The 12672-nt window shown below is 68.0% G+C and carries 12 protein-coding genes; 7 read left to right on the forward strand and 5 right to left on the reverse strand.

Annotated features, from left to right (window positions below):
• Positions 1 to 42 precede the first annotated feature (42 nt).
• Positions 43 to 987 carry an NUDIX hydrolase gene (locus ACFQDH_RS06785; protein ID WP_382399706.1) on the forward strand — a complete coding sequence of 315 codons (945 nt, stop codon included), beginning with the start codon at positions 43 to 45 and terminating at the stop codon, positions 985 to 987.
• Positions 988 to 1079: 92 nt separating this feature from the next.
• Here ACFQDH_RS06785 and ACFQDH_RS06790 read toward each other — a convergent pair whose 3' ends face one another.
• The gene (locus tag ACFQDH_RS06790; protein WP_382399708.1) at positions 1080 to 1475 is read right to left on the reverse strand and encodes a phage holin family protein; all 396 of its coding nucleotides are present in this window, start codon (positions 1473 to 1475) and stop codon (positions 1080 to 1082) included.
• 135 nt (positions 1476 to 1610) lie between these two features.
• Between ACFQDH_RS06790 and hisC the strand changes: the two genes are divergently transcribed.
• The 4 genes from hisC (at position 1611) to ACFQDH_RS06810 (ending at position 6590) form a co-directional block, all read left to right on the forward strand.
• Entirely contained in the window at positions 1611 to 2711 is a 1101-nt protein-coding gene (gene hisC / locus ACFQDH_RS06795; protein WP_382399710.1) for a histidinol-phosphate transaminase, read from the forward strand.
• 228 nt (positions 2712 to 2939) lie between these two features.
• Entirely contained in the window at positions 2940 to 4157 is a 1218-nt protein-coding gene (gene pdhA, locus ACFQDH_RS06800; RefSeq protein ID WP_382399712.1) for a pyruvate dehydrogenase (acetyl-transferring) E1 component subunit alpha, read from the forward strand.
• The gene (locus ACFQDH_RS06805) at positions 4157 to 5146 is read left to right on the forward strand and encodes an alpha-ketoacid dehydrogenase subunit beta (protein ID WP_382399714.1); all 990 of its coding nucleotides are present in this window, start codon (positions 4157 to 4159) and stop codon (positions 5144 to 5146) included. The genes pdhA and ACFQDH_RS06805 overlap by 1 nt, the downstream gene beginning before the upstream one ends.
• A 13-nt stretch (positions 5147 to 5159) precedes the next feature.
• The gene (locus ACFQDH_RS06810) at positions 5160 to 6590 is read left to right on the forward strand and encodes a dihydrolipoamide acetyltransferase family protein (protein ID WP_382399716.1); all 1431 of its coding nucleotides are present in this window, start codon (positions 5160 to 5162) and stop codon (positions 6588 to 6590) included.
• Between the two features lie 135 nt (positions 6591 to 6725).
• On the opposite strand, the gene ACFQDH_RS06815 is transcribed toward ACFQDH_RS06810, so the two are convergent.
• Entirely contained in the window at positions 6726 to 7133 is a 408-nt protein-coding gene (locus ACFQDH_RS06815) for a hypothetical protein (RefSeq protein ID WP_382399718.1), read from the reverse strand.
• Between ACFQDH_RS06815 and ACFQDH_RS06820 the strand changes: the two genes are divergently transcribed.
• Positions 7117 to 7305, forward strand: a complete 189-nt coding sequence (locus ACFQDH_RS06820; protein WP_382399720.1) for a hypothetical protein — start codon at positions 7117 to 7119, stop codon at positions 7303 to 7305. The two genes, ACFQDH_RS06815 and ACFQDH_RS06820, sit on opposite strands and share 17 nt — an antisense overlap.
• Positions 7306 to 7414: 109 nt before the next feature.
• On the opposite strand, the gene ACFQDH_RS06825 is transcribed toward ACFQDH_RS06820, so the two are convergent.
• The gene (locus ACFQDH_RS06825; protein ID WP_382399722.1) at positions 7415 to 10387 is read right to left on the reverse strand and encodes an FAD-binding and (Fe-S)-binding domain-containing protein; all 2973 of its coding nucleotides are present in this window, start codon (positions 10385 to 10387) and stop codon (positions 7415 to 7417) included.
• A 16-nt stretch (positions 10388 to 10403) separates the two neighbouring features.
• On the opposite strand from ACFQDH_RS06825, the gene ACFQDH_RS06830 reads away from it, so the two are divergent.
• Positions 10404 to 11102 carry a GntR family transcriptional regulator gene (locus ACFQDH_RS06830; protein WP_382399724.1) on the forward strand — a complete coding sequence of 233 codons (699 nt, stop codon included), beginning with the start codon at positions 10404 to 10406 and terminating at the stop codon, positions 11100 to 11102.
• Between the two features lie 22 nt (positions 11103 to 11124).
• Here the strand turns inward: ACFQDH_RS06830 and ACFQDH_RS06835 are convergent, their stop codons facing one another.
• Positions 11125 to 11925 (reverse strand): hypothetical protein, encoded by an 801-nt coding sequence (locus tag ACFQDH_RS06835; RefSeq protein ID WP_382399726.1) that lies wholly within the window; start codon positions 11923 to 11925, stop codon positions 11125 to 11127.
• 1 nt (position 11926) lies between these two features.
• Positions 11927 to 12583, reverse strand: coding sequence for a papain-like cysteine protease family protein (locus tag ACFQDH_RS06840; RefSeq protein WP_382399728.1), 657 nt, complete (start codon positions 12581 to 12583; stop codon positions 11927 to 11929).
• Positions 12584 to 12672 lie beyond the last annotated feature (89 nt).

Genomic DNA, 12672 nt, shown 5'->3' on the forward strand with positions numbered 1-12672 from the left:
GGGGGCACAACGCGTTTTGGAAGATCTGGAAGGCTGGCCGGTATGACGCAGGCGCCGCACCACGCACCGATCCTCGGCGACGGCCGTGAGTTGCGCCGCCTCATGTCCGACGCGCCGCCCCAGCTGGAACGCGATGTGCCGGCCTGGGTGCGCGACGACGGTGTGCACGTTTTTGCGGTCGACGACGGGGCCGAGCGCGCCGGCCTGGTCGCGCTCCGGCTGCCCGAACACCGTGACGGCGCAGGGCAACTCGCCTGGCAGCTGCGCCCGGAGTCGCGCGGTCGCGGCCTGGCGGCGGGTGCGCTGCGAGCGGTGGTGGAGCACGGCTTCACCGACCTCGGGCTACGACGCGTCGAGGCGTATGTCGCCCGCACCAACCGTCCGGCGCTGCGTTCGGCGGCGCTGGCCGGGCTGCGCACCGAAGGGGTGCTGCGTGAATTCCGGGAGGGCGTCGACGCGGTGCTGCTCGGCCGTCTCGCGGGCGATCCGGCCCCGGGCAGCCGAGACGCCTTCACGGCCTGGTTGAACAGCTCGCTGCCCACCAAGCGCACCATCGCGCAGGCCCTGGTCCGGGACGAACTGGGCCGGCTGCTGGTTTGCGAGCTGGTCTACAAGAAGCCTTGGGATCTGCCCGGCGGAGTTGTCGATCCGCTCGAATCGCCGGCGGCAGCGGTCGTCCGCGAGCTGCGGGAGGAGTTGGGCGTCACCGCGAAGGTCCGGTCGCTCGCCGCGGTCAGCTGGTTGCCCGCCTGGAGGGGCTGGGACGACGCGACGCTGTTCGTCTTCGACGTGTCGGTGCCGGCGGAGCAGCTGAACGCCATACAGCTGGAGCCGCGGGAGATCCGTGCCGTGCACTGGTGTGATGACACGGAACTCGCCGAGCACGCGGCCGAATACACCGTGCGCGTCGCGCAGCAAGCGGTCGCCGCACTCGACGCCGGGTCAGGACCGGTCTACCTGGAGGACGGCCGCCCGCCCAACTTCTGATTGACCGGCATACCTCCGCATTGACCGGCGTACGGAATCTGCTCGATTTGGTACGCCGGTCAATGCGTTGGTATGCCGCTCAATGAAGGGACTCAGTGCTGTTCGAGCTTGTCGGGCAAGAGCATGTTGATCAGCATGCTGACGAACGACACGACCAGCGCGCCGAGGATGGCCGCCCAGAAGAAGTGGTCGACGTGGAACGCGAGGTTCAGCGGGTCCGACAGCCACGACAGGATCTGCAGCATCAGCGCATTGACGACGAATGTGAACAGGCCGAGCGTCAGCACGATGAGTGGGAACGAGAAGAAGTGCGCGATCGGCTTCACGACCGCGTTGATCAGGCCGAAGATGATCGCAACAACGATGATGGTCAACACCTTGGAGCCGGTCGACTTGTCGCCCTGAGCCAAGGTGATGCCGGGCACGACAATGGCCGCGATCCACAGGGCAACGGCGTTGATACCGGACTTGATCAGGAAGTTCTTCATGTGCCCACCTTGGCATGCCATCGGAACGAGAGCGATCTGAAACGCTCCCGTGCCTCGGCATACAGTGGCGACCATGAGCACCCCACTAAGTTTCTCCCCCGCTTCGCTCCTCCGAATACTTCGCGGGGACCCCGCATGACTGAGGCCACACCCGAGCGCACCGTCCGGTTGCGCGCGACGCTCGACTCGATCCCCCGCTATGTCGCCGGCAAACCGGCGGCCGAAGAGCCGGGTCGGACGACATACAAGATCAGTAGCAACGAGAACCCGTACCCGCCGCTGCCGTCCGTGCTCCAGGTCGTGCAGGACGCGATGCTGACGATGAACCGCTACCCCGACATGGGCACGGTCGCGCTGCGCGACGCGATCGCGAAGCATTTCGGCGTGCACGCCGATGAGGTCGCCACTGGCACGGGCAGCGTGGGTCTGCTCGGCACGCTGCTGCAGATTACCTGCGAGGCCGGCGACGAGGTCGTCTACGCGTGGCGCTCCTTCGAGGCCTACCCGATCGTCGTGGGCCTGTCCGGCGCGACCGGCGTACAGGTGCCGTTGGACGGCGAGTCGCGACACGACCTGTCTGCGATGGCCGACGCGATCACCGACTGCACCCGGCTGGTCATCGTGTGCAGCCCCAACAACCCGACCGGTCCGGCGGTGCGGGCGGCCGAGCTCGAGGAGTTCCTCGACCGGGTGCCGTCCGACGTGCTGGTGGTGCTCGATGAGGCCTACCTGGAGTTCAACCGTGACACCGACGCGGCCAACGCCTTGGCCGTATGGCGCTCGCGGCCGAATGTCGCTGTGCTGCGGACGTTTTCGAAGGCCTACGGTCTCGCCGGGCTACGTGTCGGCTACTGCATCGCGCACGAGCAGGTTGCGTCGGCGCTGCGGACGGCGGCCGTGCCGTTCGGCGTCTCGCACGTCGCGCAGCAGGCCGCGATCGCCAGTCTGGCGGCATACGACGAGCTCGACGAGCGGGTGCAGGCGCTCGTCGCGGAGCGTGACCGGATGCTGATCGGGCTGCGCGACCTCGGCTATCCCGTCCCGGACACGCAGGCCAATTTCGTCTGGTTGCCGCTGGGTGACAAGACCCTCGACTTCGCGGCAGCGGCCGAGGCCGCGGGCGTCGTCGTGCGTCCGTTCGCCGGCGACGGTGTGCGGTGCAGCATCGGCGAGGTCGAGGCCACCGACCGCCTGCTCGAAGTCGCCAAAAGCTGGTCGAGTAGGGCGAGCCGCTAGGCGAGCCCGTATCGAGACCTCGCTACTCGTGGGTAGCGCTCCGGATTCGTCGGTCTCGGATTCCGCGGGTACCCTTCCGGCGTAAGGCAATGTGAGCCGCGTCATACCTCTCGGACACCTTTTCCAGTCGTATGTCGCAGCCGCTGCGCGCCCAGTCCGGTGACCCCGGCGCGGGTGCATGACACGTCGCGGCATACCCAGCCCGCGGCCGCCCGAGAAGGAGAACCCATGCCCGACGACGCAATGGATTCGGCGCCGGTGACGCCCGGCCCCGTGAGACATCACGAGACGGTGGTGACAGGTCCGATGGAGCACGACATCACCGATGGCGGCCCCGACATGGTGCAGTTCGTCGACGGTGACGGCAACCGCCTGCCGACGAGCGAGGCGAACGCGGACTACGCGCAGATCGTCGAAGACATGACTCCCGAGGACGGCCGCTCGATGTACCGCGATCTGGTGCTGGTGCGCCGGATCGACGCCGAAGGTCACGCGTTGCAGCGGCAGGGCGAGCTCGGCCTGTGGCCCTCGCTGCTCGGCCAGGAAGCCGCACAGGTTGGCGCCGGTCGCGCGATGCGCCCGCAGGATTACGCGTTCCCGGGTTACCGCGAGCATGGAGTCGCGTGGTGCAAGGGCGTGCCGCCGGAGAACCTGCTCGGCCTCTTTCGTGGGGTCAACCACGGCGGCTGGGACAGCAACGAGAACAACTTCCACCTCTACACGATCGTCATCGGCAACCAGATGCTGCACGCGACCGGTTACGCGATGGGTGTCCAGCGCGACGGCGCCGTCGGCACCGGCGACGCCGACCGGGACACCGCGGTGATGGCGTTCACCGGCGACGGCGGCACCGCGCAGGGTGACTACAACGAGGCGCTGGTCTTCGCGGGTGTCGCGAACGCGCCGATGGTCTTCTTCGTGCAGAACAACCAGTGGGCGATCAGCGAGCCCAACTACAAGCAGTTCCGGATCCCGCCATACCAGCGCGCACGTGGCTTCGGCTTCCCCGGCGTGCGGGTCGACGGCAACGACGTCCTTGCTGTGTATGCCGTGACGAAGGCCGCCCTGGACGCCGCCCGCGCCGGCCAGGGTCCTACGCTGATCGAGGCGTTCACCTACCGGATGGGCGCACACACCACGTCGGACGACCCGACCAAATACCGCATCGCGGCCGAGGTCGACATCTGGCGGGAGAAGGACCCCATCGCTCGGATGCGCGGCTTCCTGGCGAGCAAGGGTCACGCCGACGACGCGTTCTTCGACGCGGTCGACAAGGAGGCCGACGAGCTCGCGGCTCGCATCCGGAAGGCCTGCCAGGAGATGCCGGACCCGCCCAAACCGGCGATGTTCGACGACATCTATGTCGACCCGCACCCCGTGGTGGAGCGCGAGAAGGCGGAGTTCATGGCCTACCACGAGTCCTTCGCCTCGGAGGGGAGCAACTGATGACTGCTCAAAAGCTGTCTCTCGCCAAGGGATTGAACGCCGGGATGCGCAAGGCGATGGAGGACGACCCGAAGGTCGTGCTCATGGGCGAGGACGTCGGCAAGCTCGGCGGCGTCTTCCGGATCACCGAGGGCCTGCAGAAGGACTTCGGTGAGGACCGGGTCATCGACACCCCGCTGGCCGAGGCGGGCATCGTCGGCACGGCGATCGGTCTGGCGCTGCGCGGCTACCGGCCCGTGGTGGAGATCCAGTTCGACGGATTCATCTACCCGGCGTTCGACCAGATCATCAGCCAGGTCTCCAAGATGCACGCCCGGTCGCTCGGCCACCTGAAGCTGCCCATGGTCATTCGCGTGCCGTTCGGCGGCGGCATCGGTGCTGTCGAGCACCACTCGGAGTCCAACGAGGCCTACTTCGCCCACACCGCCGGCCTGCGCACCGTTAGCTGCGCCGACCCGGCCGACGCCTACTGGATGATCCAGCAGGCGATCGCCTCCGACGATCCGGTGATGTTCTACGAACCGAAGCGTCGCTACCACGAGCGCGCCGAGGTCGAGCTCGACGAAGCCGCGGGTGCGCCGTTGCCGCTGCACAGCGCGCGGGTCGCTCGCCCGGGTGACGACGTGACGGTGCTGGCCTACGGCCCGATGGTCAAGACCTGCCTCGACGCCGCGGCCGCGGCTCACGGTGAGGGCAAGTCGCTGGAAGTCATTGACCTGCGGTCACTTTCACCGTTGGACACCGAGACGATCTTCACGTCGGTCAAGAAGACCGGGCGTTGCGTCGTGGTGCACGAGGCGTCGACCTTCCTCGGCATGGGTGCCGAGCTGGCAGCCCAGGTTCAGCGTGAATGCTTCTACTCGTTGGAGGCGCCGGTGATACGCGTCGGTGGCTACAACATCCCCTACCCGCCGTCCCGCTACGAAGAGGACTTCCTGCCCGACTTGGACCGGATCCTCGACAGCGTCGACCAAGCGCTCAGTTTCTAAGGAGATCGCAAACATGGGCGTGAAGCAGTTCAAGCTGCCCGACCCCGGTGAGGGTCTGGTCGAGGCCGACATCGTCACCTGGAAGATCAAGGCGGGCGACACGGTCAAGGTCAATGACGTCGTCGTCGAGATCGAGACCGCCAAGTCCCTGGTGGAGTTGCCGATCCCGTGGGAGGGCACCGTCGTCGAGTTGCTCGTCGCGGAGGGCGCCACCGTCGAGGTCGGCGCGGCGATCGTATCGATCGAGGTCGCCGGTGCCGAGGACGATGCGCCAGCCACCGCCCCCGACTCCAAACCCGCTGCCGCCGCAGAAGATTCGGGCGAGCGAGTCGCGAACCTGGTCGGGTATGGCGCCGTCGAAGGCGCTACCAAACGCCGCGCTCGCCGTGCGTTCGAGGGCGACCGCGGCCCGAGCAGCCACGAGCCACTGCCGGCTCCGGACCTGCACGTGCACGTCGCGACGGACGCGCTGCCCAACGCGCCGATCCCGCGCGAGGACGCCCCGGCCCCGACCCGATCGCGTCAGGCTGGCGCCACCCCAAGCCGTTCCGAAGGGAAGGTGCTCGCCAAGCCTCCGGTGCGAAAGTTCGCCAAGGACAACGGCATCGACCTGTCGCTGGTGCAGTCGACTCGGGACGACGGTGTGATCAGTCGAGCCGATGTCGAGGCCTTCGTTGCCGGTGGTGGGGCTGCGGCTCCGGCGGCGGCTGCGGCGCCATACGACGGCGCACGTGAGACCCGCATCCCGGTCAAGGGCGTCCGCAAGATGACCGCGCAGGCGATGGTCGGGTCGGCGTTCACCGCGCCGCACGTGACCGAGTTCATCACGATCGACATGACGCGCACCATGGAGCTGGTCGAGCGGCTCAAGGGCGATCGCGACTTCCGCGACCTGAAGGTGACACCGCTACTGGTGCTCGCCAAGGCCCTTTGCGTTGCGATCAAACGCAATCCGGAGGTCAATGCGACCTGGGACGAGGCGGCACAGGAGATTGTCGTCAAGCACTACGTCAACCTCGGCATCGCAGCCGCGACGCCACGTGGCCTGGTCGTCCCGAACATCAAGGATGCCGACCGGCTGTCAATGCGTGAGCTCGGCGAGGCGCTCGGCGCGCTGGTCGGGACCGCGCGCGAAGGTCGCACGCAGCCTGCCGACATGTCCGGCGGCACGATCACCATCACCAATGTCGGAGTCTTCGGCGTCGACACCGGCACCCCGATCATCAACCCCGGCGAGTCGGCGATCCTGTGCTTCGGCGCGATCCGCAAGATGCCCTGGGTTGTGACCGACGAACACGGCGTCGACCAGATCGTGCCGCGTCAGGTCACGCAGCTCGGCCTGTCCTTCGACCACCGGTTGATCGACGGCGACCTGGGCTCGCGCTTCCTGGCCGACATCGCGGCACTTCTCGAGGACCCGGCGAAGGCGCTGGTCTGGGGCTGACGCCGGCACGCCATACCGTTCCGGTGATGCCGAGAGTGCGCTCCGCTGCACTCTCGGCATAACCGCGCGGCGGAAGCTTGGCCGCACGCCGCAACTCCCGGTCGATCACCGCGAATGCCGCGAGACCGCAGGAGGTCATCGCGCCCTCGGAGACCCAGACCTTGCGCATCCCCGGCACGACCGGGCGGCGATCGATCGTGCGGGCACCGATCGTCGCGCCGATGGTCCAGACGCCGAAAAGTGGTCGAAGCCCAGGACCAGCGACCAGCCGAGCCGGATCGCCATGATGCCGAGCGTCAGGCTGACAACGACACCGACCCAGAATCCCCAGAGCCCGACGGCGAAGACTGGTCCGCTGAAGACGTCGGTCCAGGGCGTGCGCACCACGTAGATGGCGGCGGCGATCATGCTGGCCGCGACGATGACGGCATACGTGCGGCCAATCACTTTGTGTCCGCGCATCATTCGCCGCGTCGAGCCGGTGAACAGCTGCCACGGCCCGAGCAGCATGATGCCACCGCCGAGGATGCTGTGGACCAGCATCGGTCACACACTGTGTACGTATGGCGCCTTGTCGGCCGACGGCACGCGCCTCTTCGTTCCCTACGTGAGTCCTGGCCGGGCCAGCGGCGTGGCGATGTTCGACATCACCGACCCCAGCCACCCGCGGCTGCTTGACGGCTACCGGCTGGCCCGGGGGCCGGACCGCACATGAGCTGACTGAAGATCCCCGCTTCCAGATCGACTTCAACACGGCTATCCCGGGTGTGCAGTTGCGCCCGCACGGCTTTGCGGTGGGCGGCAGCGGCATGCGGATGTGACCGTCAACGGGCAAGCAACTGCGCCAGGTGTATGGCGTCAGTGCCAGCCAGGTCCTGCAGCTGCGTGCGACAGGAGAAGCCGTCCGCGAGGATGACGTCACCGGGCTGAGCATCGCGCACCGCGGGCAGCAGGTTGGTCTCCGCGACGGCGACCGACACGTCGTAGTGACCTTGCTCGACGCCGAAATTGCCTGCCAGGCCACAGCATCCACCGATCTGGACGACGTCGGCGCCGGCCGCTTTCAGTAGTGCCGCGTCGGCGGTCCACGACATCACCGCGTGGTGGTGACAGTGCGGCTGGGCGATGACCCGGGTGCCCGCTAGCTTCGGTGGCTGCCAGCCGTCTGTGCGCGTCAACAGCTCGGCCAGGGTGACGGTGGCGTGTGCGACCTGCGTGGCTTCTTCGTTGCCCGGCAACAGTTCCAGTAGGTCGTGGCGCAGCACCGCGGTGCAGGACGGCTCGACACCGACGATCGGCACACCGTCGGCGGCGGCCGGAGCCAGTGTCGAAACCAGTGTGCTGAGAGTGCTTTTCGCGGCATCCAACTGACCCGTTGAGATCAAGGTCAGGCCACAGCACACCGACCGGGGCGGCAGCACCGGCTGATAGCCGGCGTCGCGCAGCACGCTGACCATCGCCTCGCCGATCTCCGGTGTGAACTGGTCGGTGAAGGTGTCCACCCACAGCAGGGCAGGTTGCTCAACAGCACCCGAGGCATAGGGATGCAGGTCGTGCTTGCTCGCCCATTGCGCGAACGAGGCCTTCGCGATGACAGGGATCGAGCGGCGTGCATCGACGCCGGCCAGCCGCTTGCCGAAGCCGATCTTGTCGCCGAAACGCATTGTCAGTCTGGCGATCCGCGGGGTGCGACGGGCGAGCCGCAACCACTGTGGCAACCGGCCGAGCGTGTAGTGCGAGATCGGGCGACGCCGGCCGGCATACGCCTGGTGCAGCACCTCGGACTTCATCGAGGCCATGTCGACCCCAGTGGGGCAGTCGGACAGGCAGCCCTTGCAGGACAGGCACAGGTCGAGGGCCTCGTGCACTTCGGGTGCACGCCAATCCGATTGCACGACAGAGCCGTTGATCATCTCCTGCAGTGCGCGAGCCCGCCCGCGGGTGGAGTCCTTCTCCTCCTTCGTCGCCAGGTATGACGGGCACATGACCCCGCCGGAGCCTGTGTTGTCGGCGCGGCACTTGCCGACGCCGGTGCAGCGGTGCACCGATTGGCTGAAGTCGCCGTCGTCGGCTGCCCAGGAGAGCGCGAGGCCGTTGGCGGGTCTCGATACGGGCTCGTTCCTCGCCCTACTCGACCAGCTTGTCTTGGCACTCGACGGGCGTGCGCGCGGGGCGAGCGGGTTCCCAAGGTGGTCGAGTAGACGAGCCCCCAAGGGCGAGCCGTATCGAGACCGCGCGTGCTTCGTTCGAACCGCCGGGGCGCGCGGCGTGGGGAACCGCAGGTCCGCATCGATCGGCGCGGGATTGACGAGAATGCCTGGGCTGAGCAGGTTTTCGGGATCGCAGATCTGTTTTGCCTTGCCGAAGAGCGCGATGGAGGTTGCGTCATACATGTGCGGGAGTAGCTCGCTGCGTGCTCGCCCGTCGCCGTGTTCCCCGGAGAGCGAGCCGCCATACCGACCGACGAGCACCGCGGCGTCGGTCATGAAGGACCGCAACACCTTTCGCGCGTCGGGGCGTTGCAGCGGTAGGTCAAGCCGCACGTGCATGCAACCGTCGCCGAAGTGCCCGAACGGCGCGCTGGTGAGGCCGTGCGACGTGACCAGCTCGTCGAAGTCGCGCAGGTAGTCGCCGAGTTTGTCCGGCGGCACCGCCGCGTCCTCCCAGCCCGGCCAGGCAGGCTCACCAGCCGGTGATCGGCCGGCCAACCCTGCGCCGTCGGCCCGGATCCGCCACAGCGCTGCCGTCTCGGCGGCAGAGCCAACGACCCGCGAATCTACAGCGCCCAAAGCGGGATCCGCGGCGACGGCGGTTGCTCGGGCATCGACCTCGGCGAGGTCGTCGCCGCTGACCTCGACGAAGAGCCAGGCGCCGCCGCGCGGCAGCTCCGGCACGGCGGCATCGCCTCGCCGGTTGCGCAAGACGTCGATGAGGCGAGCATCCAACCCCTCGCACGCGGTCGGGTTGTGTTCGAGCACCGCGGGGGACGCGACGCCTGCAGCGACGATGTCGGTGAAGCCGAGTGCGATCATCCGGCGATGCTTCGGGTCGGGAACCAGCCGGACGGTCGCTTCGGTGACCACTGCGAGCGTGCCCTCGGAGCCGACGAGGAAGCGGGTGACGTCCGCGCCGCGCTCGGGCAGCAGGTGTTCCAGCGAATAGCCGGACACCTGTCGGCCGAACCGGCCGAACTGCGTCCGAATGTGCGCGAGGTCGCCCTGTGCGAGAGCGCGCAGTGCGGTGGCTTCCTGGGTGGGTGTCGGGTCGTCATACCCGCTGCTGACGGCGAATTCGCTTGTCGTGCCGAAGAATCCGCGCAGTGCGAGCACATTGTCGACCGTCCGGCCGTAACCCAGACTGCGCGAGCCGCAGGCGTTGTTGCCGATCATCCCGCCGATGGTGCACCGGGTGGATGTCGACGGGTCAGGCCCGAAGCGCAGCCCGTATGGCGCGGCAGTGCGCTGCAACTGCTCCTGTATGACGCCCGGCTGCACTCGCGCGGCGCGCGCTTCGGGGTCGATCTCGAGGATCCGGTTCAGGTGGCGGGAGGTGTCGACGACCAGTCCGGGGCCGACCGCGTTGCCCGCCACGGACGTGCCCGCGCCACGCGTCGTCAGTGGAACGCCGGCCTCGCGCGCCACGGCATACGCACTTGCCAGTTCCTCGGCGGAGCGCGGGAACGCGACCGCGAGTGGCGGCACGCGGTAGAGGGACGCGTCCGAGCTGTAGATCGCGCGGGTGGTGTCGTCATCGCGTGCTTCGAGCCCGGCGGCGCGCAGTGCGGAGGTCAACGGCATGGGTAACATGTTACCCATGACGATGGCGGACGACGCAGCCGCGCGAATCCGCGGCTGGCTGCACGACGGCACGATCGGCAGGGACAGGTTCCACTCGGTGCCGCAGATGGCGGAGCGACTCGGGATGTCGCGCAGCCCGGTGCGCGAAGGGCTGTTGCGTCTCGCCGAGGCCGGTCTCGTCGAGTTCGTGCCCCAACGCGGCTTTCGGCCGGTGCGGCCCACCGGTCAGGACATCGCGGAGATCTTCGCCCTGCGGATCGCTCTGGAGCCGGCCGCGGCGGCACGGGCGGCGAATGCCGGATCCGCCGCTGTCGCAGCAGAATTGCGCCGGCACCTGGCCGAGATGCGGGCGGCCGCGAGGGCGGATGCGGCCGGATTCGATGCAGCTGACGAGCAACTGCATGCCGCGATCCTCGATCGTGCCGGCAACGGACGGCTGACCGGACTGATCGCGGGCCTGCGCGACACGACCCGGTTGATCGGGGCATCGACTGCGGGCCGATCCAGGTCGCGTCACGAGATCCTCGCGGAGCACGAGCCGATCGTTGACGCGATCAGTGCGGGCGACCAGGAGCGTGCCGCCGCCGAGATGCGACGGCATCTGCTCAGCACCGGCCGACTGCTGGTCGCACAGGCACACGACGACGGCGACGAAAACGCCTGGTCCTGCTGGGAGTCGCTGGTCGAGAGCACAGCCGAGGCCCGGCGCGTCTGACGCGCCGGACCACGACGTGCGCTCAGGCCCGACGACGGCGCTTGAGGCCGAGGCCCGCGGCACCCGCTACCAGCACGCCACCGGCCACGAGGCCGATGCCGTGACCAGACATGCCGCCCTGCGTGGCCCCACCCGGCGTGGTGGCTGAAGCGCTGAAACCACCTGCCGTTCCACGCTTTGCGTAGGCGCTACCCGATTGCTTGTCGGCATACCGGCTCTGCACGATGTGCTGGTATGACGCGACCGACACCGCGGCCGGACCGACGACCTTCTTCGCGGCAGAGTTCAGCGGCTTGATCCGGTCGGCCGTCACGGCATACCAGGCGTTGACCTGCGGTTCGAGCAGCAGTGAACCGCCGTGCGCGGCCGCGGCCATCCGTGCCTCGGTGTTGCCCGAGGCGACGTTCACCGCCTGCCAGGCCCCGGTCTTGTCGGGTGCGGTGAAGAGTGTCATCGGGCCGGCTCCGGTGGAGGCGGATGTTGCGACATACCAGAGCTGCCCGACGGTTTCGGACTGTCCGCGCACGAAGCTCGCGGACAGTGCGTAGACCGGCGTGCCGTGCGTCCCGATCGTGGCCGGGGTGTGCGGCATCGCGGTGTGGCGCCGGGTTGCGGCATCCCGTGTCGCGGTCGTGAGCAGGGCACGCGCGCCAGGTGTCGACGCCGCGGAGACAGCGGCGCGCTGTTGCTGCGCCGAGACCTGCGGCAAATCCTGATGAACGGCGGCGAGCGCGCTCGGGGCGCCGGCAATGCCGACGGCGGCCACCGCGCCGATAGTGAGCGCTCCCAATGCGATTCGGCGGGAGAAGTGCGTTCGTGTCATGTCAGGCTCCGATCCCGTAGAGCGTGTGGGTCCAGGTGAACTGCGAGTTGGAGCGATACCAGTTGTATGTCGACACGTTGAACCGCGAGTCCGAGGGCCACGGGTCGTAGTACTGCACCTGGTTGTTGCTGGTGTCGTAGCCGGTGAGCACCATCATGTGGCCGCCGCCGGAGGTCCAGCCGATCCGCGTCATGATCGGCTCGTTGTTGCTGATCTGGTTGACCACGGTGCTGTAGCTGACCGTCCCGCTGATGTAGCTCCCGGGATTGATGCCGATGGTGGAGAACGCCTGCTGGTCGTTGCCGAGGTTCGCCTGGGTATTGGGGCAGGTCGTGTCCGTCGATTGCCCGAATGCCATGTCGCAGAACTGGTTCTGCGAGTAGTCGTAGCCGAAGTACGCCGCGACGCTGTTGCCGGTGGCTGCCCAGCACCAGTTGGACTGTTCCTGTGCCTGGCCGTAGATGTAGAGGTAGTAGTTCGAGGGTGTGGCCGCCCAGCGCGGCGAAATGCGTTGGCTCGTAGCGGCATTGGCGACCGTCGTGTGTGGGCTGGCTGCGTGGGTGTCGGCTGCCTGCGCGGGTCCGGCCACGGCGAGCGCAGCGGTGGCCGCTGCAATCGCGATGGCCGTCAGACGACCGGTTTTGGATGTTCGCTGCATCTGAGTGCACCTCCTGAGGTTTTCTGCCCGGGAGCAGGTGGTGGATGGGCTGGATCGTGCGCGCCTCTTGCCGACACCGCAATACCGCT

The organism is Flexivirga alba (assembly GCF_042661025.1).
GTDB classification, from domain to species: Bacteria; Actinomycetota; Actinomycetes; order Actinomycetales; family Dermatophilaceae; genus Flexivirga; species Flexivirga alba.